This is a genomic window from Sporosarcina siberiensis (genome assembly GCF_042681925.1).
In the GTDB taxonomy this organism is placed as follows: Bacteria; Bacillota; Bacilli; order Bacillales_A; family Planococcaceae; genus Sporosarcina; species Sporosarcina siberiensis.
The window spans coordinates 188,856-213,803 of the sequence record NZ_JBHUGI010000004.1 but is presented as its reverse complement, the minus strand read 5'-3'; the positions used below and the strand labels follow the sequence as shown (position 1 = coordinate 213,803).

Sequence of the window (24,948 nt, the reverse complement as noted above, 5' to 3'; positions counted from 1 at the left end):
TGGGAAAGAAATGTTTTCGGCCAATCTGCCGGTTCCCAAAAACAGCAGGACGCACAAGTATGACCAGTAGCGACTTGACATGGAGCCTCTGCGGGCATAATCATCCAGCCTAAAGAGCCGGCTTTTTCAAAAAAGTCGGCTCTGCCCAGACAGGCTATCATGCCCGCCACTCCAAGTAAAGTCGCGAGTTAGCTAGCTTCGTGTGAATTCTATATACAAAGTGAAAAGTTGAAAACACGATTAAGGAAAAGTACACAAGACTATGGACTTGACTATCCACAAAAAAATACGCCTACTAGATATTCCCCTAGTAGACGCATTTCGAACAAATTATGCTAAGAAATTAATTCCGAGTGGTAATTTGAATCCTAAGAACATTGTAATCACAAGGAAAATTGCGAATAGAATCCAAAACATTGAAGTTGGTTTTCCTTTTGAAGAACGTACTAGAACCATTTCCATCATACCGATTGTTACAATACCGGCTACAAACTTAATTCCATAAAGCATACTGTCCACTGACATATGTTTTATAAATATGAGCACGCCAGAAATGATGATTAGAACATAAAAGAGTCTAAGAATCATATGTGTGATTTTTCTACCTTTTGAACCTTTCGCCATACCAGCAGCTACTAAGAATAAAATGATTCCGACAACCCATGTAAAAATATGAAGATGTGTTCCGTTAGCTAAAGCATCCATTAAATTCACCTCGTTCAAATATAATATCAATATAAGCTTATCACAATTTGGAAATTAATGCCTCGAAATATGCTTAGTTGAAACGATTGGATAGAGTTCCAATACCTTCAATTGATATTTTAACAGTATCTCCTTTTTTAATGAAGCCTGGTGGAGTCATCCCTTTACCTACACCAGCCGGCGTACCTGTTAAAATAACATCACCCGGTTCTAGAGTTACAAAACGAGAGATTTCTGCGATCAATTCATCAATTTTGAAAATCATGTTTTTTGTATTTCCATTTTGGCGTACTTGCTCATTCACTTTTGTTACAAGTGATAAATTTTGTGGATTGGGTAGTTCTTCTTTTGTAACGATATATGGCCCCATTGGACATGAACCGTCCAAACTTTTTCCTAAGAAAAACTGTCCGTGAGCGGCTTGAACATCACGAGCTGTGACGTCGTTCGCTATTGTATAGCCAAATATATAATCGTAGGCAAGTTGTTTTGGAATATTGCGCCCTTCTCTACTGATGACAACGGCTAATTCCGCTTCGTAGTCGAGTTCAGACGTAATACCTTCGTGAATTGGAAGTTCCTGCTCATCCGCTGCAATGGATGTTGGTGATTTTGTGAAAATCATCAACTTTTCAGGAGGTGCACCGCCGCCCATTTCTGCTGCATGATCTGCGTAGTTTTTGCCGACACAAATAATATTTTTCGGTGTTCTTGGAATCGGTGAAAGCCATTCAATATCTGTAAAACGAAGTTTGAAACGATTCGGATTTGAATCCTTTTCGGCTTGTTCCAAAAGTCTTCTGATTTTTTCAACAAAATCGAAGTCTGCTGAAATCCCTTCAAGAATCGACTGTGGGAATTCGCTATCGCCAAATTCTTCGGCTATGAACATTACATTCCATACCGCCTCTTCACGTTTAACTTTTGAACCAAAAAGTGTTTTACCATCGTATTGGAACGATAATAATTTCATCTAAAACCCATCCCCTCAAATTAAGTACCTAATCTATCTATTACGACAAATCTTTCGCATTTTCCTCTTTATTCTCCAAAGTTCTTCCGAATTTCTTACCATACGTCCCTTTTCTCCAGAGCCATTCAAGTGGTCCCATCTGGAATTTTGAAAGCCACAGTTCCGCAAAGATGACCTGAAGCGCAAACACTCCGATTGCAATCCATGTACCCGTAGCAAGATCAACTTTTCCATACAATCCAAAACCATAAGCGTAAAAGATAGTTGTGGCAACGATAGACTGAGTAATATACGTAGTGAGTGACATCCGCCCCACTTTTCCAATCGGCTTGAAAACTGCTCTAAAAACTGGTGCTGTACAAAGAAGCATTATAATGCCAACATAACCAGCTGCAAGAATAACACCACCGTACATATCTTGTAACAGAACGACATCCGTTGTCGGTTTCCCAATATAAGGTAGCGACTTAATCCAAATTCCGAGACCAAGTGTAATGATCGTCACGACTGCAATTCGAACCCTCAGCTCTTTCGCACGTTCAATAACTTTCCATTTGGATAATACAACGCCCATCATAATAATCGGCAATACGATAAAGATTCCCATGAATGTGCTCGAAAGTCCGTATATAAGCCATTCAAATAAACGAAACTTGAAGATTTCACCATATGTTCCCATTGCATAAGCACTAACCGAAAGTTCGATTTGTTGAATGTTCGCATAGTCGTCCATATTCGGCAGCATTTTTGTTACCAAATAAAGTAACGTCGTTGGCACAATATACAATACTGCCGCGAGTGGAACAAGCCATTTGGCAGACATTCTTACTAGAGCAATGATGATAAAACCCATTACAGCATACGTAAACAGTACATCCCCATACCAAATAAATAAGGCATGTAAGAGACCGAAAACGAGGAGAATCGCCATCCGTTTCGAAGCAACTGAAGCAAACGGTGAGCGATTCGCGACCGCTTTTTCATACTGCATATTCAACCCATATCCGAAAAGCATCGCAAATATAGGATAAAAACTGGCCTCTACAAAAATATCAATCCATTTAAACGTCTGGATTTCACCAGGTGCCGTAAACCAAGTGAATGCATCATAGTACAGATATGGTGAATGAAAATGAAGCATATTTGCTATGAAAATTCCTAGAAGAGCAAATCCCCTCATAATATCAAGGGTTTCTACCCGTTTGCTTAAAGTTACTGGTGATGATTTCAAACTTCTTCCCCCTGTACTCGCACTGTTTTATCGCCTTCAAAAAGGTACAGTACCATCTCTTTGATTTTAATGTTCGCAATCGACTCAATCGCATTTCGATACAAATTCAGTTGAATGCCGTAGCGATTTTGCAATTCCTCTTCGATTTCAGCATCCGTCCCAAAACGATTGCCCAATCGGTCTGTCTTATAATCGAGCAACACCCAACCATCGTCTTCTTGGAATAAGCAGTCGGCAATCCCTTGTAAAATTTGATAATCTCCATCACCGCTGTCATGGGCATACGTAAATGGTAATTCCCGCGACACTTCCTCAGCATTTTTCAATCGTTCCGCAATTTCAGTTGTGAAGAACCGAGCGACTGATTGCGAGTCTATGGCTTTTGCTTCCTCAGTTGTTAGCAGTTGTCTATCCGTTAACTGCGCAACGAGTTCATTCACGGTTACAACAGATTGGACGGCTTGAAAGTCAATATGTTGCATAATGGTATGCATCGCTGTTCCAACTTCAGCTGGTGAGAGTTTACGTCTTTGCATGAATTCCGGTCGATCATGAAGATACGCCGTACTAACTTCGTCACCATTTTCCATAAATGGATCTTCATCTATCGACTGTTCCAAAATAGCGAGACGCTTTAATTCACTAACCGTTTGCTTGGATCGTTTTGTAACGGAATTTGAATGCTCATACGTCCAATCAAAACGTCTTTTCACTTCTGCAAAAGCGACTTCATCCAACTCTGGTGTATCCATTTCTTCCACTGCTTCTTCCTCTTCCGGCATCACATCATAAACCCCTGAAAAAGGAATCGCATCTATTACCCAATTCGATGGACTGTCGATAAACTGTCCACCCGGTAGGACTCCAAACTTTCCGAAAGCTGTATGTCTTGCAACCGCGGGACCTATCCAATCCAAATACCCATTCGCACGCGACCTTGTATACTCCGGAAGCATAAGCATCGGATCAATGAGTTGTGCATCTTGCCACTTTCCAATTTCTTTTTCAATGTCTTTCACCGAGGCAACCATGTACAGATGCTCTTTTGCCCGCGTCATTGCAACGTATAATATCCTCATTTCTTCAGCACGCATTTCAAGCTCTTTCTTCTCTTTCATCGCTAAAAATGGCAACGACGTATACGTAATTCGATTATCGGGATCAATCGCTTTTACTGCAAGTCCAAAATGTTGGTCGAATAAATAAGATTCATTGAAATCCATCTTATTGAATTTTCTTCCCATACCCGCTAGAAAAACATATGGAAACTCCAGTCCTTTGGATGAATGAATTGTCATTAATCTCACAACGTCTTCCTTTTCAGTAAGCGAACGTGCCTCTCCGAGATCATCGCCCCGTTTCCTCATTCGGTCTACGAAACGGAGGAATCGGAACAATCCACGAAACGATGTTTTTTCATAATCAATTGCACGGTCATGCAGCGCTCGCAAATTAGCTTGCTTCTGTTTCCCGTTTTGCATCGCTCCTACCATTTCGTAATAATGCGTATCCGTATACACTTGCCAAATGAGTTCAGACAATGAACCTCGTCTCGCCAGATTTCGCCATTCTTCAAATTGAAGTACGAACTTTTGTAGTTTCACTTGAGTATCCGGAGACACCCCCGCCCCACCTGTAGCGATAAATTTCTTCAAAGCTTCATAGAACGGTTCATTCTTCTCAGTTAATCGAATTTGTGCCAGTTCATTTTCCGTCATGCCGATAAACGGCGATCGTAGAACCGACACTAACGGGATGTCCTGGTACGGGTTATCAATGACGCGCAGAGTATTCAACACGATCATCACTTCAAGAGCGTCAAAGTAGCCCCGCGACAGTTCTGCGTACAAAGGAATCCCAGCAAGCTTGAAATGTTCCACGATTTCTCCTGACCACGTCATCGAGCGCATAAGAATCACGATGTCCCGGTATTCCAGCGGGCGTCTCTTATCCGTGAACGCGTCCGTTACTTCTGCTCCCGAATCCATCAGTTCTTTAATCTTTTTAATCATAAATCGCGCTTCGGCTTGGGAACTTTTCAAACTTTGCTCAGGTAAATCCTGTTCATCCAAATCTTCGTCGTCGTCTTCATAAAGAATCGTTAAGTTTGTCGGTACCTTTTCTTCAGAATACTGTGCACCGTATTTCAAAGCAGCGGCTTCGTCGTATTCAATTTCTCCGACACGCGTACCCATCACTTGTGAAAAAATGAAATTCGTTGCATCCAGCACTTCACGTCGACTTCTAAAATTGGCACTCAAGTCGATTTTCAACCCGCCTGGATCACTAAGTCCTTGGAAACGATTGTACTTCCCTAAGAACAGCATCGGTTCTGCGAGCCTGAATCGATAGATGGATTGCTTTACATCGCCCACCATAAACAAATTACCGTCGTCTTCTCCGCCGCGTTTCACAAGACGGACAATCGTCTCTTGCAATCGATTGGTATCCTGATATTCATCCACTAAAACTTCTTCAAATCGATTTCGGTAATCCACAGCAACATCCGATGGAAGCAATTCCCCATCTTCTTCTTTCGATAAAATACGTAGTGCATAATGTTCCAAATCCGAGAAATCCACAATACCACGATCGATTTTCACTTTTTCATACCGTGCACCAAAGTCAATAACCAAGTCAATAAGCGTATGCATTGCAGGTGCCATAAGCTTTATTTCAGCTAACAAACGTGCAGGTGTCCGTGTAAAATAAGAGTCTTTTATCGCAGTGACGACCTTTTTCACGTCATCACGAATCGCTTTTGCTCGTTTCGCAAGATCCTCGTCGCATGTATCTTTTTTAATCGTTCCTGCGCGCACCCATTTTATCGTTCCAAAAAATTCATACGTTTCTTCCCATGAACTCGTTGTAATTCGACGAATCGCTTCATCTATCCACACCAAGTCCATCTCCGCAGTAGCTGCAAGAGGTTCGGGACCATTTGGCATTTGAGCAATTCGACGTAAATCCCCTGTCAAAGCCGCCGCCTCTTCAAGCGAATGTCGAATGGCTGTTTTAAGTGGTTCGATAAAACCCAGTTCGTCAATCGATTGTATCTCGTCAATTTCATACTGCTGCGGAATCAATCGCAACCACTTTTCAGGGGATGGATGGACGCGCGAATAGTCGTATAAACGGTCAATCAGTCGTTCAATTAGCGAGTCGTCTCGGTCCGATGAAAAACTGTCTGCCAGCCGATACATCGCTTCAGGATTTTCCGCGCCATACGCTTCTTCAAGGACATCACCAATCGCGTCGTCCCGAAGAAGTGCCGCCTCTGTACTGTCCGCAATTCTAAAACCAGGATCTATATCCAGTAAATACGCATATTGGCGTACAACATTTTGACAAAAGGAGTGCAATGTGGAAATCTGTGCTTTGTTCAATAAATTCAATTGCCTGCGTAAATGAACAGAATCGGGATTGTTTTCAATCGCCTCTTCCAAAGCCTCCGACATTCGGTGCCTCATTTCAGCCGCGGATGCATTCGTAAACGTCACAACAAGCAATTGATCGACATCGATTGGGTTCACCTCATCAATGACCTTTTCAATCATCCGAGTGATCAGCACTTTCGTTTTTCCCGAACCTGCAGCAGCAGAAACAAGAATGTCTTTACCGGATGCCCAAATCGCTGTCCACTGTGCGTCTGTAAAAGTTAGTCCATCAGGTTTCGTCGGTATGTTCATCTCCTGCTACCTCCTTACGCATTTTTTCAAGCGATTCATCTTGTCCGAGCTCTTCATACGCCCGGTAATCTTGTGTAGGATCGCTCGGATCGAACTGACAAACCGATCGATACGAACAAAATTGACACGGCATACGTTCTTTTAATTTATACGGATAGACGCGTGCATCTCCTGCTAGCATTGCATTTCCAGCATTTTGGTGCTTCGTTCTGACGTAAGACCGCATCATTTGCATATCATCTGTCGTAAGCACTTTCGAAGCTTTTGTAAATGTTCCATCTTTCTTAAATCCAGCTGGAATAATTGCAGACGTTTGCCCGATACTGTCATCCATTCCTTCGATTACGTTCGGGCTGTCCAATAAATACCCGCGCATTTTGAAAGATTTCGCAATTTCTTGTTCCAAAGTTTCAGTCGACAATTCCGTTCCTGGTCGAATCATTGGATTGTGAATGTGCATATATAAAACGCCAGCCGGATCCGCATGCACTCCAAGCCATTTATCTGAGTTTTCCAGTGCAACGTCCAAATACGTCATCATTTGAAGCGACAATCCGTAGTACACTTCCGTCAAATCAAGACTTCGTGCAGATGATTTATAATCAACGACACGGACATAACTTTTCCCACCAATTTCAGATGCATCAATGCGGTCAATTCTGCCACGCATTTGCATCGTATCCCCACGACGAAGTGGGATTTTGAGTGACGGAAATTCATCACCCGGTCCAAATGCCGCTTCAATTGCGATCGGTTTGAAAACCGTCGATTTCGCTTGTGTGTTCAATGAATAAATGGTTCGTTGTATGATATGCATTAATTTACGTTGGATATAAATATAACGGTTCGTTGAAAGAAGAATACGGTTAAAGAAATACGGCGAAATATCTTCGACCGCGTCTTTCGCCAACTTCCAACACTCCTCTTTCGTAAGTTCCGCCCATGATTTACCGAGACGCATCGTTTCGTCAGACACCCATTTCAGCGCGGCATGAAACAAATCACCAATTGCTGGTGCCTCCAATGTGTATTCCGAGCGCTCACGTAGCGCAAGACCGAAAGAAGCATAATGTTGAAACGGACAACTGTAATAGGACTCGATTCTCGACACACTCGATACAAAAGACTCGCCGTAAAGACCCGCCGTCATCTCCGGATTTAAGCGTTCGGTTGAACTGCCGCTGTCCATTGCCCGTTTAATTCCTTTGGTCACAGTAGACCAATACGCATCCTTCTCATAATAAGCCATTACCGCCTGCCATTTCGGCGATAATTCTCCGGACATTTTCACTTCTCTTAATTTCAAAGCAGCAAATGGGAGAGCAGCTCGAGGATGACTTATGTAATCAAACCCATCTTCATCCAACAATTCCGAAGGATCTGTCACAGCAATAATGGTTTCTGTATTCAATAGCAATTGTTGAATTCGGGCAATATACATCGACGGAATCAATGTCTTTCCTTCTTCATCCGCCATGGGATACGAAATATACAACTGTTCCCGAGGGGCAGTAAATGCCCGGTAAGCCATAAAGGTTTCATCCATCAACTTCATTTTCGATGTCGGAGCAAGTTCAAATCCAATGGTACTGAACCATTCCCGGTCGACATCCGATAAAATCCCTTCATTATCAATCCGTTGCGGTAAAACACCATCGCTCACTCCGAGCACAAACACTACGTCAATATCCATTAAACTTGAAATTTCAATCGTCGAAACGGTCACTTGGTCGAGTGATGGTGGAATCCGTGTAAACTCAAGCGAATCCAGACCTTCATCTAAAATCCGAGCGGCTTCCACGGGATCCATGTCTTTTTCTCCAAACATGAGGACAAACTGATCCAATACATTGATCCAGCCGTTCCAAGCTTGTTCATGCTCTGTTGCCCCAAGAAGACGGCCTGCACGCTCTTCCTCCGCACGTAAATCAATGATTTTATCGTACACACGAAGTTGTTCCATGAAGACAAACAAGGCTTCCGCCACGTCCATCCCATTTTTCGCTCGCTTCATCTTTTTCTCAAAGTCATTCAGCGGTTCTCGAATGGAATCTCGAATCAGATGCAACTCTTCCTCTGCACGCAACTCATCATCGGTTTGCACTTCTGAATACATTTCAAGTCCGCGGTACTTCTTCACTTTCCATCGGCTGTCGTCAAACCAACGCGTGCTGTAAATGCCTTGTGCCAACACATAGTTTTCAAGTCGGTCCGAACGATCTCGCCACACCCGCTTATCTTCTCCGTGAGGAAAAAAGAGGTCTGTTTTCACTGCACGAAATATCGCTTCATACGACCACCCAGACGTAACAGCATCTAAAACAGAACGTGAAAACTCAATAAGCGGATGATGCAACATCGGCTTTTTCCGGCTAATAAAGACAGGTATATCGTAATGTGGGAAAATCGTTTCAATGAGTTCATCGTACTTTTCAGGCTGCCTATATAAAATGGAGATGTCTTTATACCGCTTTCCAGCCCGCATACGCTCGCGGATTTTACGTGCAACGGCATGAATTTCCGCCCGGCGATTCGTCGCTTCAATTAAAAGCACATTTCCAGTCGACTCTTTGGATTGTGCTGGGTAATGATCAAATTCTTTTTCAATATGTTGTAAATCATCATTCGTAAAACGGAGAGGTTCCGACAAATACACGTCTTCTTCTATTTCAATCGATTCCGCCCGGGCAATTCCTCTTAAACGAAGTGATGTACGAACCGGATTGAAAAACAATTCATGATCCGCAAAACCAGTTAATGCACCTTCCATTGGGAGCACAACCGTCATTCGTTTTGCGTACTTCATTAGCTCCGTAATGATTTCATATTCTCTCGTCGTAAAGTTTTCGAATCCATCGATGTAAATATCCGCGCCCTTTAAGAGTTCCGCGTTTTTTATTTGCGCTGCAAGCAAGGCTAAATGGCCTTCGCTGTCAACATATGTAGTGCCAAGCCGTTCTTCAATTTTTGTGAGCAGCAGTTCTAAATCACTCGCTTTATCTAAAAGCGTCCGTGGGGCATTGGCTTCGATGAGCGCAGTTTGAAGTTCACTCATCGTTTGAAAATCCAAACAATAGCGACTGAATTCTTTTAATAAGTCGCCAATTTGTTCCGTAAATCCACGCTTACTCGCAGCTTGTCGAAACAGCTTGAACTCTTCACGATTGTCTTCGAGAACACTTCGAACAAGCATCCGATAACCAAATCCGTCAATTTCTTTTCGTGTAATGCCGCCTACTTCTTGCAGCACTCGCCATGCAAGCCGTTTAAACGTCGAAACTTGTGCACGAATAATACCATTCAACCCAAAATTGACGGACAAACTATGTTCCACTGAAAAGGACATCTGATCAGGCACAATTACAAGTATCGGTGTCCCGAGTGAGCGCTCTTTAAGTTCGGTCGCAATCTCCCGCTGAATGAAAGTCGTTTTACCGGAACCCGACCTCCCCGTAACGAATCGCAATGACATGTACAATCCCCCTATTCTTTCTAATCCATTCTAGTAAATTCGATTCCTCTATCCTTCCATTGTACAGAATTTACTCCACTTTGTATCCGCCCACGCTATGAAAAACAGAAGTTTCGAGACTTCGCAACGTTTATGCCAAACTTCGCAACGTTTTCGGGAAACCCCACAACATCTTTAAAACGACTAATTGGTCCAAAGGCTTTTCATTCCCGTAATTTATTCATACGTCATGATTTACGAACTTCGCTGTGATTCAGTCCAAATTAAAAAAGCCACCCTTTAAAAAGGTGACTGTTCAATAGACTAACCGTTTCACTATTCATCGATTTGAGTTGAAAGGGATTTAAAATCCGATTCGACTTTAGCATTCAAACGTTTTTCAATTTGTTTGCCAACGAACCAGAGTAGGATAATCGCAATGATAACAATTCCGGTTCGAATTGGGTTTGTTAGAAGTGCTTTTAAATCGTACCCAATGAAACTAGCAGTGAAAATCATTACCATATTCCCAGCCATTAGTGTAAGTAAGTAATATTTCTTCTTCATATCCGACAAACCTGCAACTAAGTTTACGAGAGCTGAAGGTGTGAACGGGAAACAGAGAAGTAGAAACAATGGCCCAAAACCATTTCGATCTACCCATTTAATTAATTTTTGAACACGTGGATTTCTCGTAATAAAACTGAGTAAGCGATTACGTCCATATTTACGAATAAGTAAAAATACGACATACGAACCCGCTGTCGTGCCGATCCACGATAATAGAAAACCGTACCAAAGACCAAATGCACCCGCATTCGCAAATACAAATACGAAAAGTGGTAGAAAAGGTAAAAAAGATTCAATAAAAGGAAGCAACAAACCAATTAGCGGCCCAAACGCACGGTAACTCTGCGACAATTCTATAATCTTATCTACATCCAACCATTCACTCATCCAATATACACCCTCATCTATCATGACTTGATAAGTATACCCAACGAACCTATCAATTATAGTTAACAAAAACTTTCTTTACTAAGTATTCCCCCTATTATAAACCCATTAAACCACTATTATGTAGTATAATCACTAAAACAACACTAGAAAGATGTGAAAATATGGCTAGTAATCAATTTATATTAGGTATTAAAGCGGGAATGAGCATTGCGATTGGTTACTTCCCTGTGGCTCTAACATTTGGCTTACTTGCAAAAACTGCGGGACTATCCATTTTCGAGACAACGGCTATGAGTATCTTCGTCTATGCCGGAGCAGCCCAGTACATGGCACTTAGTTTAATAGTATTGGCAGTTAATCCACTATTAATTGTCTTTAATACGTTTGTCGTTAATATCCGTCACTTACTTATGACGGCATCACTTAACGAAAAGATGCAACCCGATAAGAAATGGATCAAAGCAATTGTCGCATTTGGTATAACAGATGAAAGTTTTTCCGTACTGGCCACAAGTGTAAAAGGTAAAATATCTTCAGGCTTCGCATTAGGTGTAAATTTAATCGCCTATGGAAGTTGGGTGCTCTTCACCTTTATCGGTCATATTATTGGAGCTAACTTACCCGGTTTTTTAAAAGCGGCGATGTCCATAGCACTTTATGCAATGTTCATTGGTCTGCTCGTGCCGTCTATGAAGGGCAATCGTAAAGTTGTCCTACTTGCTGCTATTGCTGCTATCATTCATTTCATTTTATTCATCACCGAAACTTTATCAACAGGATGGGCACTTCTAGTCGCAACACTTGTATCCGCAATCCTAGTCGAAATCCTATATACAAAACGTAGAAATTCAAGCGAAAAAATGTATTCTAAGAAGGAGGAAGTTTAAATGGGACCTACTTATTGGTGGATGCTTTTTGGGATGGCATTCGTAACATACCTACCCCGGATGATTCCCCTCACTTTTTTAGACGGAATAAAATTGCCTCCGTTCATCACAGCAGTCTTGGGTAATATTCCATACGCAGTCCTCGGGGCACTCATTTTCCCAGCGGTCTTATATGTTCAAGAAGGCAATATTTTATTCGGCGTAATTGGTGCTACAGTCGCTTTTCTTATAGCCATTTTTGGCGGCGGTGTAATGTTCGTAGTCCTCGGAACAATCGGCGCACTCGCTTTATACAGTTTGGTAATGTAAAACGACTGGATGGGAGAATAATTTAGTACAAAAAAAAGACCATTAAGGTCTTTTTTTATGCGATTTATAACGTTAGTGAAGAGATTCCCGATGCTCGCTGATTTCCGTTCCGAGCGGACGCGTTCCACGGGGCGGGCGGTAAGCCGCATCGGATCGCTGTCGCTCCCTGCTGGGTCTTACCTGTCCCCGGGAAGAATTGAAATTCATTCTTCCTAAATCCTGCTGGAGTCGCCGCTCTGCACTCCAATCAGCTAAAATGTGTGAAATATAAGTTCAAACTATATGAGAAGAGATTATTATACGGTTAGAAAATATCTTCAATGTAATGTTCTTTATTTCAATGTGCAATCTAAGTTGCTTGAAGTGCAAGTCGGCGACTCCGAGAGGATTAGCGTGCGCCTTGAGACCCTGGACGGAGCGAAGCGAAGGAAGCGGCTCAAGCCACGCCCTCCGGAAAGCGTCCGACTGGAACGTAAAGCAATGGATTACTTGCAAACCCATGTAAGGAATATTATCCCCCAAACAAGTTCTCTCTTCACTCTCTTTCTGTTCGTGTTTTATCGACCATTCGCTTCGCATACCAAAATCCAGCCGTAAGTGAAAGTGCGTCTGCCACATACAAAACCCAGTTATGTGTAAAGCCCGCGTAAACCGAAGCGGCTACTAAAGCGACCGTCAACACGAGACCAACTATGGGGCTAAAAGTGACACGAGTAAAAAGTACGACTAGGAGGCCTGGCAAGAAAAGTGCTAATAGTAATTTTGTTTCAAACGAATCCAATGTGACCAATCCTTCCAGCTCTATTCTTTAGCGAACGACAAGAAGTCCAAGTCGATGATGATCATGTCTGTAAATCACTTGTTGCATTAACCGCACTTCACCGTCTCGCCCAATTACTTGCAAACGACAATGTGCGGCATTTATTTGAATTGCGTCATACAATTCCTTCTCATTACTCACTTGACGACCGTTCACCGACCGAATGCATTGACCTGCTTCAAGGCCCATCTTCTCACCTGGAGAATTCGGTAACACACCCGCAATGACAACTCCAGTCGAACTTGGAGCAACTGCATATGTTGGATTCCGTTCAGAAAATGCCGCTCTCATTGATATGAGAGCTCGTGAAACGACACCGATAAGCAGCGCACTCCATCCTAAAATAGGCATCCACAAAGCCGCTAAACCAACAATAAGCACACAGACACCTGCCGCAACAATAGACCGACCAATCTTTGGAAATAATACATCTGTGTACGTTGATCGCGCAACTTGAGAAAAACCAATAATTACGGGAACTGGAACGAATGTAAACATAGATTCACCTAGCGTAAACTGCGGCCAGTATGGTAGATAAGTAGAAATCATATCACCTGGAACAAGAAATACGATAGGCAACAACCATAATCGCTTTCCCTTAAATGCAGCTGCACGAAGACCTCGTTTTGTTGTTGTCAGAAATGGCGATACATCTTTTATCGAATAGCGACTGATGAGAAGCCCTTCCACAATCAACAGTAAGCCTGCAATTACAGGTATTGTCACAGCAAGTTCGCCGAAAAGATCCACATTCCCGGCCGACCAACCTAAATAAGAAAACCCGCTTGCGTACTCCCCCATGAAATAAAGTCCGAAAAACGCAACTGCCGTAAAGTAAATCGGTGACGCAACTTTATAGTAAAAAGTAAGAAGGGAAATAAGTGCAACTACACAAAATAAAACAAGCCATCCAGAATCCACAACTAAACCAACACCTAAGATGAGAACCGACAACACTAAACCGTATATCCACGACTCCGAAACAAGACGTTTTAATTCTGTTAAACCAGGTAATAAGCGTACTTTAAAACTTCGACGCTCCCGTTTTACCCGGAAATAGCCTAGCAATACTGCTGACAGTAGCGCGACTATAAAGAGCGGATTCAAGAAAAACAACGCAACCATCTGCATACCATCCATTAATATATTCTCCGTCACGAAACGTCACCGTCCATTCTTTCACACGTACATTACTACTATTGTAACAAATAAAGTAGTTACTATGCGAACGATTTTAAATCTTTCATATGAACCCACGCTATCAAATTAAAAAAAGCCTTTTAACAACGGAATTTCCATTGTTAAAAGACCTTCCATTTGAAAGTTATCAATTATCGATCTCATGATTCATATAACTGAGAGCCATTTGAAACTGTTCATCATTTTCACGATTATTCCGATACTCTTCTACCTTTGTTTTCATTGTTAGAAAGAACTTTCGATCCATAAGGTTTTTTGTATCTACTTTCGCATCTGTTCGGAACTTCTTAACGGCTTCGGTAGTTTTTTCATCATAATACCCATCTTCTCGACCGACATTATATCCTAACGCCAATAATAAACGTTGTGCATATGCGATGTCTTCATTGAAATCGCCTTCTTTAAATTCACCAGTGACAATGCGTATATGTTCGTCAAAGAGGTCGCTTTGTTCAACCTCAAGATCCGCCGCAACACCTTTACCATGAATCCAACGTTCTTTTGGCGTCAACCATTTCGCGGTTGATAATTTTACTTCTCCACCATTCGATAAGTCAATTGTTTCTTGAACAGTTCCTTTTCCAAAACTGGTCGTTCCTGCGATGTACCCTCTTTTCAAATCCTTTAACGCCCCACTCAACACTTCACTAGCGGATGCACTTCCCTTATCTTGCAATAAAACAACCGGCATTTTCTTCAATTTTTCATTGAACGTATGCTCTTCTGACTTCTCAACAACGAGTGGCGTCATAATTCCTTTTGCATCTTGCATAAATGTGAAAACCGTTTTTTCAGGCAGTAAACTTCCAGCAATTTCAGCGACACTATGCAAATAACCCCCTGGATTGCCACGGACATCGATTATAAGGCCCTGTACACCGCTTTCTACAAGCTTATCCGTCTCTTTCTGCCATTCAGCAGCGGTTTCTGCCCCGAACGTCGTAATCGATATGTAACCGACTTTCCGCTCATTATTTTGGATTACTTCACTCGATACCGTTTTCACAGCAATTACGTCTCGTGTTACAGACAACTCTAGATGTTTATTTAAATCTGGTCTAAAAATAGTCATAGATACCGTTGTCCCTTTTTTACCACGAATGCGTCGAACAACATCTTGAAGCGTATCACCGTCAACTCGTTCACCGTCAATCTGCACAATCTCATCATAAGGTCTCAGACCCGCTTTATCTGCAGGAGAAGATTTTACAGGAGCAACAATTACAAACTTTCCATTCGTTCGTGTAATTTCAGCGCCTATTCCAATCCGCTCCCCGGCAAGAGATTCCTTATGGGCCGCAGCTTCATCTGCCGTTAAATACGTCGAATACAAATCTCCAATCGAGTCTGCCATTCCGCGCAGTGCACCTTCAGTAATCATCTTCTCATTGACTGGGTAAACCGCTCTTTCCTGAATGATGGAGAATGCCTCATCGATTACAGAAACAGCTACATTCGGCGCACCATCCACACTTCCTTCCTTACTAAACGTGCCATTAACAAGTACAAATAGAACGACAGCTACTGCCACTATTGTGAATAAAAAAACCTGGAATCTACGCATACCATTCCCCCTCCGTTCACTATATGAACAGCGGAGAAATAATACGACATCAGAAACCAGGCTTCTTTTAATTTAAATTATCTACATATACTTTTAACGTTTTCTCATCCATTGCAGCTACAACTTTTTGACCAATTGTCCCATCTGTGTTTATAAAATAAGATGTTGGGATACCAATGACTGCGTAATCATCCATTACACGCCCATCTTCATCAAGGGGAATAGGGAAAGTCAGACCGAATGCATCTATAAAATTCTCAATTCCTTCCATTCCTTTACGTTCCTGTTTTGTTAAATTTACTGCAATAATCTCTACATTATCGGACTCTTTATGTTTCTTGTAATAGTTTTCCATATGCGGCATTTCTGCTTTACAAGGTCCACACCAAGATGCCCAGAAATTAAGAATCACTTTTTTGCCCTTATAATCCGATAATTTTACAACATCACCTGAAAGAGTAGTAAGTTCAAAATCGGGTGGTGTGTTACCTGGTTTAAAACCTGTACTATCTGTTAAAGAAGTGTCTGATCCTGGTGATTGTGGAATAGGTTCTGCTTTTTCAAGATTTGATTTAACAGTTAACACAATCATTGCTCCAATTATCAAAGCAGTTATCATAATTCCCACTGTTTTCTTATTCATACTTTCTCCTCCGATTCACGTTTCCAATACAAGCAAATTGCAAAAAACAAGCCCATACAAATCGTTGCAATCACAGGTGTTCCCGTAATTCCCTGTTCTTGAAAAGCCGCAACAAATACATGTACAGCCATCCATAGCACGGTAAGCTGAATTGCCCAACTTCTAGATTTATATGCGTTTAGCCAAACGAGTACACCGAAGCCAAGAAATAAACCAACCGTTACTACATTAACAATCCAATCCCCTGGGTTCATAACTACCATAAGGATTTGATAAACGACTTGGACAGAAACCGCACCCATAAATAGGGCCACAAGTCTTTCAAATGAATAATTCTTTCCAATTTCAAGTACAATTCTCGCACCAGCAACTGCAAGACCCAAATAAAACCCTACAATCCCTCCATTGAAATAAATAATAGAAAGAGGCGACTTTATGACTGTTTCAAAGTTCGTTAGAATAACACTAAATTTCCAGACAATAATAAAATAAAAGAGTGCATCTGAAAAGACATCTGCCGCATGCTTTCCACTTTTAATTCGAACAACAGCAAACGCGATAACAAAAGCTATAGCAAGAGCTATCCATGTTGAGGGAACTGTAATTGAACCGATCATAAACATCTTTGTATCCGACATCGCATTGTTGCTCCTTTAGTTCATTCTCACGTGTATGCTAACGAATTTATATATAAAATGCGACTTTTTTGCCCATAAAAAAAGAGTTCGCATCTATTTACAGATGCGAACTCTTAACCTATTAAATAGGTACGTAGCGACGTGGATTTACGGCACCAGAACCTGAAGAGTAATATCCTTCATAGAACTCAAAATGTAAATGTGGACCTGTTGAGGCTCCTGTTGTACCAATTTTACCAATTGCTTGTCCTTTTCCTACAACTTGACCGGATGAAACTCCGATACTTGAAAGATGAGCATAGACTGTTGTATATGTTGAACCATTCACTGAATGAGTGATAACAATATGGTTTCCAAGTGTACTATGAAAACCAGCAGTAGACACAACGCCATCACCTGCAGCTACAACTCTAGTACCCGTTGAATTTGCAATATCGATTCCTGCATGCAGCTTACTTACGCCGTAAATCGGATGGTGACGATAGCCAAATTCAGATGATACTCTTCCGCTTGCAGGTCTTGTCCAAGTTCCATTGGAAACTGGTGGTGTATAAGATGATGCAGAACCCGAACTACTGTTTTTAGATGCTGCAGCTTTTGCCGCTGCTGCTGCTTTACGTTTTTGTTCTGCCGCTGCTTGTCGTTTCTTTTCTTCAGCTGCTTTACGAGCTACTTCAACGAGACGCTTCTGTTCAGCAACAATTTGCTGTTCTACTTCTTTACTCATTTCATGAGCTTCATGATAATCTTCTTCTAAACTACTTTTCTCAGTTTTCAGTTTAGATTGTTCTACTTCCAACTGTGATACTAGACTGTCTTTTTCATTTTTTTGTGATTCAAGAGATTTCTTCATCTCTTCTAGTGAACTTTTATTCTCTTCTTGTTCAGCAAGTTTTTGTTCAACACTCGCTTTTTCTACTTCCAATTGTTCCTGGTCAGCAGCTTGTTCTGTCATTATTGCACGATCCGCATCCATCAGAGTACTGACGGCTGAAAAACGGTCGATAAAGTCTGAAAAGCTATTCGCTCCTAGCAACACATCTATATAATCGATTGTACCGCCTTTTACTTGCATGATTTGAACTCTCTCACGAAGTACTAAATCTCGCTCTTTAATTTTTTGAATAAGTTCCTTAATTGAGATTTGCAATGCCTCAATTTCAGTCGTAGTTTTTTCAATTTCAAGTTCCATGCGTTCAATATTATGGTTTGTTTCATTTACTTTGTTATTTAAAATAGTGATTTGTTCAATAATCTTTTCGATTGTTGACTGGTTCTCAGTGATTTCAGTTGTTTTTTGTTTAATCCCCGAATTTAAATCATTTTTCTTTTTCTCAAGCTCGTTCTGTTCATTCTTCATATCATTTAATGTTGCTGCAGATATGGAAGGCATTACAGATGACATTAGGAAAATCACCATTACTAGTGACATTATCCATTTATTAATTCTCAATTCGTAGGTTCCCCCTTATAATCACACTTTTCTATTTTTATACCTTTAAAAACTTACGAATGGACACAAAGCTTCCCCACACTCCAATGAAGATGCCCATGAATAATAATAATCCGTTAATTTGATAAAGGAATGGTGTCACATTTAGTAGTTGAAAAAGTTCTCCTGCTAGTCGTGGCTCTAAATAGTTATGTATGTTCGTATAGGAAATTGTAAGTATAACCATGGGTAAAATTGCACCAAAAATACCGAGCCAAATTCCTTCAAGTAAAAATGGAATACGCACAAAGTTATTTGTAGCTCCTACTAATTTCATTATCTCTATTTCTTTTCTTCTAGCCACGATTGTTACACGTATCGTATTCGATATAAGGAACATGGCAGTGAATAGAAGAGCAATAATCAAACCAATTCCAATGTTACGACTTAAATTCAGCAAGTTGAAAAGCTTCTCAACTTTACCTTCGCCGTAAACTACTTCATACACATAATCGAAAGTTCCAATTTCCTTTGCAATTGCCGGTGTTTGCTGAGGATCTTCTGCTCGAATATAAAATGCGTGACGTAGTGGATTGTTTTGCTTAAAGAGCCCAAATTCATCTCCAAAACCTTTAATCATATTGTCTAGCTCTTCTTCATTCGAAGAATATATCACTTCGAGTACGCCATCCATTGAACGTAGTTCTTCTTCGAGACTGGATATAACTTCTTTGTCAGCAGCTAGATCTACAGTCATTTTTATTTCGACATCTTTTTCAATGTTTGTTGCCAATTGATTGAGGTTCATCATTACGACAATAAAAGCACCTACAAGTAGAAGCGTTACTGTAACTGCACTAATAGATGCAAATGTCATCCAACCGTTTCGACCTATACTTTTAAAACTTTCACGAATATGCCTTCTAATTGTTCTAGCTTTCATATCCGTAATCACCTCCGAATTCATCACGGGTGACCATTCCACCATCGATTGCAATAACTCGATGTCTAATTCTGTTCACGATTTCTTTGTTATGTGTAGCCATAATTATTGTTGTTCCACGTAAATTAATTTCTTCAAAAATCTTCATAATTTCCCAAGATGTTTCAGGATCCAAATTACCTGTTGGCTCGTCCGCTATAACAAGCTGCGGAACATTGACGATAGATCTTGCTATCGAAACCCTTTGTTGTTCTCCGCCCGATAACTCAGTAGGAAACATTCTAGCTTTATGTGTAAGTCCCACTAGCGCAAGGACATCGTTCACTTTTTGTCTTATTTGAGCCGGCGACTCCTCAATTACTTCTAGTGCATACGCCACATTTTCATAAACATTTAACTTTTGTAAAAGTTTGAAGTCTTGAAACACGACGCCTATCTTTCTTCTTAAATATGGAACTCGTTTTTCACGAAGTGTTCCAATATTAATGCCGTTAATAATAATTTCACCACTTGTTGGTATTGCTTCTCGGTACATCATTTTAATGAATGTTGATTTTCCGGCCCCACTCGGTCCAACAACATAGACAAATTCGCCTCGACCAATTTCGATGTTAATACCATTAGCTGCTACCACACCGTTTGAGTACTTCTTGTAAACATTTTTCATCACAATCATGTAAAAACCACCTGAATCTTAAGCATTTTGATTTTATCCAACATTATCATTGTAACATGTATCGCTCTTCGAATTATTACAGTTATATTTCATTTGTTAAATTAACAATACCTGTGTCTTTTATTGTCTAAAATGCTTTAAGTCTACCAGTACTAGATTGATAACGACTTATAACTTGATATACTAATCTGTTTTATTCGACTCATTTTCGTAAAGTCCTCTATTCGTACACATCATTATTTCAAAAAAACAGCAAATTCTTATCAATTAAGCAGTTCTCTTGGAAATAAAGTAGATTCTGAGTTTTCTTTGTAGAATTTTGAGTTGAAAGTGAATGTTATACATTAAGGACTGTTAGTTCTTCATACTAGTTCAAGATTGGACCCTTTGTAAAATCAAGCGACTTCTATGTAAAATACTTCCAAAGTTTTTAGCACATAGAAAAACCGACCTAAGCAACTGCTTAGGTCGGTTTTAATTTAAAGATTGGTAATTATTTCTTTTCAGCAAGCCATTTCGCTACTGCTGTAGCTTCTTCGCCTTCTATAATTCCTGCAGGCATACCTGGTTTACCGTCTACGATAATACCGTGAATTTCATCTTCAGATAGAGATCCGCCAACTTTATCAAGTGCCGGTCCTGCTCCACCTTCAAGGTTTCCACCATGACATGAAACACAGCTGTTTGCTTGATAAATTGCTTCGCCATCTGCTGCAGCTGTTTCAGTGCTAGTGCCAGTGTCTGTCGAAGTATCTTTATCGTCTGCTTTATCTCCGCCACATGCACCAAGCACAAGCGTTGCACCAAATAATACTGCTAATAGTTGTTTTTTCAAGTAATTCCCTCCTCCGACTAATTAGTATCGTTCTAAGTAAGTATACCAAAATAACACACTTTTGAACCCTGTATAGATTGCTTCTTTTTTACTTTCAACAGTTAAAACATGATACTAACAAGCTTTTACATTTGTACCAAATTTGTGAACTGTCGAAAGAAGTGTGATCTATTCTTATATATACCCAGTTTTTCAATCTCAAACCTCAAAATTAAAAAATTCAGCGAATTATGAAATCTGCGAACGTAAATAAGCATTAATAAAGAGGTCGATTTCGCCGTCCATGACCGCACTTACATTCCCTGTTTCTGCATCTGTTCTGTGATCTTTGACCATTGAATACGGATGGAAAACATAAGAACGAATTTGACTTCCCCAACCAATTTCCTTTTGATCGCCACGAATTTCAAGAAGACGGGCTTGCTCTTCTTCCACTCGAATTTGATACAGTTTGGATTTCAGTAAGTTCATTGCACGTTCACGGTTTTTAATTTGCGACCGTTCTGTCTGACACGTAACAACTGCACCTGTAGGTAAATGCGTCATTCGTACAGCAGAATCGGTAACGTTAACGTGCTGACCACCTGCACCACTTGAACGGTACGTATCAATTTTAAGATCCTCAGTACGAATTTCAATATCGATATCACCGTCAAATTCAGGCATTACTTCAATTGACGAAAACGATGTATGACGACGTCCTGATGAATCGAACGGAGAAATCCGCACAAGACGATGTACGCCTTTTTCAGCTTTCAAATAACCATAAGCATTATGCCCTTTAATCGCTAACGTCACTGATTTAACTCCGGCTTCATCGCCTGCTTGGTAGTCCAGTGTCTCTACTTTGAAACCATTATGCTCTGCCCAGCGCGTGTACATGCGCAGAAGCATCGATGCCCAGTCCTGAGACTCTGTTCCACCTGCACCTGAGTGAAGCTCCACAACAGCGTTGTTGCGGTCAAATTCGCCACTTAAAAGCATTTGTAAATCAAACGCCTCAAGTTTCTTTTTATGCTTCTTCAGTTCAACTCCAAGATCCTCTTGCATTTCTTCATCGAACTCTTCACGAAGTAATTCAAGCGTCATTTCAAGGTTTTCTTGTTCATCGGATAACTCCATGTATTCTCCGACAACATCTTTCAATGCGTTCGAATCAGATATTACTTGTTGTGCTGCATTTTGGTCATCCCAAAATCCAGGCTCCGCCATTACTTCATCAAGTTCTTGGATTCGTGCCTCTTTGTTTTCTAAGTCAAAGAGACCCCCTAAAGTCGGCTAATTTCTTAGCGGATTTGTCTAGCTCGTTACGTACATCGGATAATTCGATCATTCTATTTTCCTCCTGAAATATGGTGCGATTTAATTAGTTTTTGCCGTGACAGTTTTTATACTTCTTGCCGCTTCCGCATGTACAAGGGTCATTTCGACCGACGTTAACCGCGCGACGAACTGGTTTCTTACGAACAGCTTCACCGTCTTCTTTCGGATTGACTGCTTGCCCTTTGACCACTTCTTCACGTTCAAGATTACTGCGTATTTCAGCCTTCATTGCATACCTAGCAGCGTCGTCTTCAATCAGCAGAACCATTTCTTCGAACATCGCAAAACCTTCACTTTGGTATTCGCGAAGCGGATCGGTTTGACCATACGCACGTAAATGAATTCCGTGACGCAATTGGTCCATAGCATCAATATGCTCTGTCCATTTCGAATCTATTGCACGAAGAAGAATTACTTTTTCGAATTCGCGCATGCGCTCTTCCGTCATTTCTTCTTCTTTTTCATCGTAGCGGTTAAGAACTGCCTCTTTTAATAGTGCTACAATCTGTTCCGCCGTTTTACCTTCAAGGTCTGCTTTCGTAATGCTTCCTTCAGGTAAAAGATTAGCTCCTATGAAATCTTCAAGAGCTTTTAGCGTCCAGTTGTCCGCACTCGTATCTGAAGTGTGAACAGCAACTGCGCGCTCAATAACAGACTCCAACATTTTCTCAACAATACCGCGAATGTTTTCAGAATCAAGAACTTCATTTCGTTCTTTATAAATGATTTCACGTTGTTGACGAAGCACATCATCATATTGAAGAAGACGTTTCCGTGAATCAAAGTTATTCCCTTCAACACGTTTCTGTGCAGATTCCACAGATTTGGAAACCATTTTCGATTGAATCGGCGTTGTATCATCCATACCAAGACGAGTCATCATGGACTTCATCTGATCGGAGCCAAATCTGCGCATCAGTTCATCTTCAAGCGATAAATAGAACTGCGTAATTCCTGGATCCCCTTGACGACCTGAACGACCTCTTAACTGATTATCAATTCGGCGTGATTCATGACGCTCTGTACCAAGTACAGCAAGACCGCCAACTTCAACAACACCTTCACCGAGCTTGATGTCCGTACCACGTCCTGCCATGTTTGTAGCAATCGTAACCGAACCTTTTTGACCTGCACTTAAAATGATTTCAGCCTCGCGGCCATGGTTTTTCGCATTCAGTACGTTGTGGTTTACTCCGTATTTAGTCAAATACTTCGAAATGATTTCAGACGTTTCAATCGCGACTGTACCGACAAGAACCGGCTGTCCCGTTGCATTTCGCTCTTTAATATCTTCCGCAACAGCTCTGAATTTTCCCTCCATAGAAGAGTAAATCAAATCTGCACGGTCATCACGGACAATGGGACGGTTTGTTGGAATTTCAATAACGTTCATATTGTAAATGTTACGGAATTCCTCTTCCTCAGTCTTCGCTGTACCCGTCATTCCTGAAAGCTTGTCATACATTCTGAAAAAGTTCTGGAATGTAATCGTTGCGAGAGTCATCGTTTCATTTTGAACTTCAAGACCTTCTTTAGCCTCAATTGCCTGATGCAGTCCATCGCTGTAGCGACGACCTTTCATAAGACGCCCTGTAAATGAGTCGACAATTACAACATTGCCTTCTTCAACAACATAATCGATGTCGACATGCATACTCACACGCGCTTTTAACGCTTGATTAATTACATGGTTCAACTGCACGTGTTTCAAATCGAATAAGTTGTCGATACTGAATGATTTCTCAGCCTTTTCAATTCCAGACTCTGTAAGTACTACGCCTTTTGTTGACTCTTCATACGAATAGTCTTCTTCTTTATTCAAAGTTTGAACAAACATATTCGAAAGCCTATAAAGTTCAGCAGCCTTCGCAGCTTGTCCAGAAATAATAAGTGGCGTACGAGCTTCATCAATTAAAATTGAGTCAACCTCATCTATTACGCCGTAAAAGAGCGGTCGTTGTACTTTGTGTTCACTATAGAGCACCATATTATCACGTAAATAATCAAAACCAAGCTCGTTATTCGTACTATACGTTACGTCTGCTTGGTAAGCTTCACGTTTTTCTTCTTTAGACATGCTGTTTAAGTTTAAGCCTACTGATAAACCAAGAAACTCATAAAGATTGCCCATTTCCTCTGCATCACGACTCGCAAGATATTCGTTTACAGTTACAACGTGAACGCCTTTTCCAGCAAGCGCATTTAAATAAACCGCAAGTGTCGACGTAAGCGTCTTACCTTCACCGGTTTTCATTTCAGCAATATTTCCTTCATGTAAAGCAGAAGCACCAATAATTTGGACACGAAACGGAGTCATACCGAGCACCCGAGTCGACGCTTCACGGACAACTGCAAATGCTTCAGCTTGAAGTGAATCGAGTGTTTCTCCACGTTCAATACGTTCTTTAAATTCTTCTGTCTTTTGTTTAAGTTCCTCATCCGAAAGTTTTTGCATATCGGAAGCTAGAGCTTCAACCTGATCAGAAACTTTTTCCAACCGCTTTATATCTCGTTTATTCGAATCAAACATTTTTGATAAAGCACTTAGCATTTAGGTCACATCCTCATTTAATTCACCCTTCATTTTAACACTGCCTTTAGTCCGGTGCAAATGTCTAAACCCTTTTATTCAAAAAAATAAATCCTTAGGCAGTATAACCACCTAAGGA

19 protein-coding genes are annotated in these 24,948 nt (G+C 40.9%); 2 read left to right on the top strand and 17 right to left on the bottom strand.

Annotation, left to right across the window (positions count from 1 at the left end):
* Positions 1–330: 330 nt before the first annotated feature.
* The 6 genes from ACFSFY_RS02375 to ACFSFY_RS02350 form a co-directional block, all read right to left on the bottom strand.
* Positions 331–705 (bottom strand): YisL family protein, encoded by a 375-nt coding sequence (locus ACFSFY_RS02375; RefSeq protein WP_381535571.1) that lies wholly within the window; start codon positions 703–705, stop codon positions 331–333.
* A 73-nt stretch (positions 706–778) separates the two neighbouring features.
* The gene (locus tag ACFSFY_RS02370) at positions 779–1,678 is read right to left on the bottom strand and encodes a fumarylacetoacetate hydrolase family protein (RefSeq protein ID WP_381535570.1); all 900 of its coding nucleotides are present in this window, start codon (positions 1,676–1,678) and stop codon (positions 779–781) included.
* A 40-nt stretch (positions 1,679–1,718) separates the two neighbouring features.
* Entirely contained in the window at positions 1,719–2,909 is a 1,191-nt protein-coding gene (locus tag ACFSFY_RS02365; protein ID WP_381535569.1) for a DUF418 domain-containing protein, read from the bottom strand.
* Positions 2,906–6,598 (bottom strand): helicase-exonuclease AddAB subunit AddA, encoded by a 3,693-nt coding sequence (gene addA, locus ACFSFY_RS02360; RefSeq protein ID WP_381535568.1) that lies wholly within the window; start codon positions 6,596–6,598, stop codon positions 2,906–2,908. The genes ACFSFY_RS02365 and addA overlap by 4 nt, the downstream gene beginning before the upstream one ends.
* On the bottom strand, positions 6,576–10,070 hold the full coding sequence (addB, locus tag ACFSFY_RS02355; RefSeq protein ID WP_381535567.1) for a helicase-exonuclease AddAB subunit AddB: 3,495 nt from the start codon (positions 10,068–10,070) through the stop codon (positions 6,576–6,578). Before addB ends, addA begins: the two co-directional genes overlap by 23 nt.
* A gap of 315 nt (positions 10,071–10,385) precedes the next feature.
* Entirely contained in the window at positions 10,386–11,006 is a 621-nt protein-coding gene (locus ACFSFY_RS02350; RefSeq protein WP_381535566.1) for a TVP38/TMEM64 family protein, read from the bottom strand.
* A 164-nt stretch (positions 11,007–11,170) separates the two neighbouring features.
* Between ACFSFY_RS02350 and ACFSFY_RS02345 the strand changes: the two genes are divergently transcribed.
* Together ACFSFY_RS02345 and ACFSFY_RS02340 are read left to right on the top strand one after the other, a co-directional pair.
* Positions 11,171–11,896 carry an AzlC family ABC transporter permease gene (locus ACFSFY_RS02345; RefSeq protein WP_381535565.1) on the top strand — a complete coding sequence of 242 codons (726 nt, stop codon included), beginning with the start codon at positions 11,171–11,173 and terminating at the stop codon, positions 11,894–11,896.
* Complete coding sequence (locus ACFSFY_RS02340; protein WP_381535564.1) at positions 11,897–12,205, top strand: AzlD domain-containing protein; 309 nt, start codon at positions 11,897–11,899, stop codon at positions 12,203–12,205.
* Positions 12,206–12,740: 535 nt separating this feature from the next.
* Here the strand turns inward: ACFSFY_RS02340 and ACFSFY_RS02335 are convergent.
* The 11 genes from ACFSFY_RS02335 to secA form a co-directional block, all read right to left on the bottom strand.
* Positions 12,741–12,986, bottom strand: a complete 246-nt coding sequence (locus ACFSFY_RS02335; RefSeq protein WP_381535563.1) for a DUF2198 family protein — start codon at positions 12,984–12,986, stop codon at positions 12,741–12,743.
* A gap of 27 nt (positions 12,987–13,013) precedes the next feature.
* Positions 13,014–14,183, bottom strand: a complete 1,170-nt coding sequence (locus ACFSFY_RS02330) for a PDZ domain-containing protein (RefSeq protein WP_381535562.1) — start codon at positions 14,181–14,183, stop codon at positions 13,014–13,016.
* 169 nt (positions 14,184–14,352) lie between these two features.
* Complete coding sequence (locus tag ACFSFY_RS02325) at positions 14,353–15,789, bottom strand: S41 family peptidase (RefSeq protein WP_381535561.1); 1,437 nt, start codon at positions 15,787–15,789, stop codon at positions 14,353–14,355.
* 67 nt (positions 15,790–15,856) lie between these two features.
* Positions 15,857–16,432, bottom strand: a complete 576-nt coding sequence (locus ACFSFY_RS02320) for a redoxin domain-containing protein (protein WP_381535560.1) — start codon at positions 16,430–16,432, stop codon at positions 15,857–15,859.
* Positions 16,429–17,070, bottom strand: coding sequence for a hypothetical protein (locus tag ACFSFY_RS02315; protein ID WP_381535559.1), 642 nt, complete (start codon positions 17,068–17,070; stop codon positions 16,429–16,431). Before ACFSFY_RS02315 ends, ACFSFY_RS02320 begins: the two co-directional genes overlap by 4 nt.
* A gap of 121 nt (positions 17,071–17,191) precedes the next feature.
* Positions 17,192–18,523 carry a murein hydrolase activator EnvC family protein gene (locus tag ACFSFY_RS02310; RefSeq protein WP_381535558.1) on the bottom strand — a complete coding sequence of 444 codons (1,332 nt, stop codon included), beginning with the start codon at positions 18,521–18,523 and terminating at the stop codon, positions 17,192–17,194.
* 37 nt (positions 18,524–18,560) lie between these two features.
* The gene (gene ftsX / locus ACFSFY_RS02305; RefSeq protein WP_381535557.1) at positions 18,561–19,445 is read right to left on the bottom strand and encodes a permease-like cell division protein FtsX; all 885 of its coding nucleotides are present in this window, start codon (positions 19,443–19,445) and stop codon (positions 18,561–18,563) included.
* Positions 19,435–20,121, bottom strand: coding sequence for a cell division ATP-binding protein FtsE (ftsE, locus tag ACFSFY_RS02300; RefSeq protein ID WP_381535556.1), 687 nt, complete (start codon positions 20,119–20,121; stop codon positions 19,435–19,437). Before ftsE ends, ftsX begins: the two co-directional genes overlap by 11 nt.
* A 493-nt stretch (positions 20,122–20,614) precedes the next feature.
* Positions 20,615–20,956 (bottom strand): cytochrome c551, encoded by a 342-nt coding sequence (gene cccB / locus ACFSFY_RS02295; RefSeq protein ID WP_381535555.1) that lies wholly within the window; start codon positions 20,954–20,956, stop codon positions 20,615–20,617.
* A 228-nt stretch (positions 20,957–21,184) separates the two neighbouring features.
* A protein-coding gene (prfB, locus tag ACFSFY_RS02290) for a peptide chain release factor 2 (protein ID WP_381535583.1) occupies positions 21,185–22,286 on the bottom strand; the annotation gives its coding sequence in 2 pieces (ribosomal slippage) (positions 21,185–22,213 and positions 22,215–22,286; 1,101 coding nt in all).
* 36 nt (positions 22,287–22,322) lie between these two features.
* Positions 22,323–24,830: a preprotein translocase subunit SecA gene (gene secA, locus ACFSFY_RS02285; RefSeq protein ID WP_381535554.1), complete on the bottom strand. Its 2,508-nt coding sequence runs from the start codon at positions 24,828–24,830 to the stop codon at positions 22,323–22,325.
* Positions 24,831–24,948: the final 118 nt, after the last annotated feature.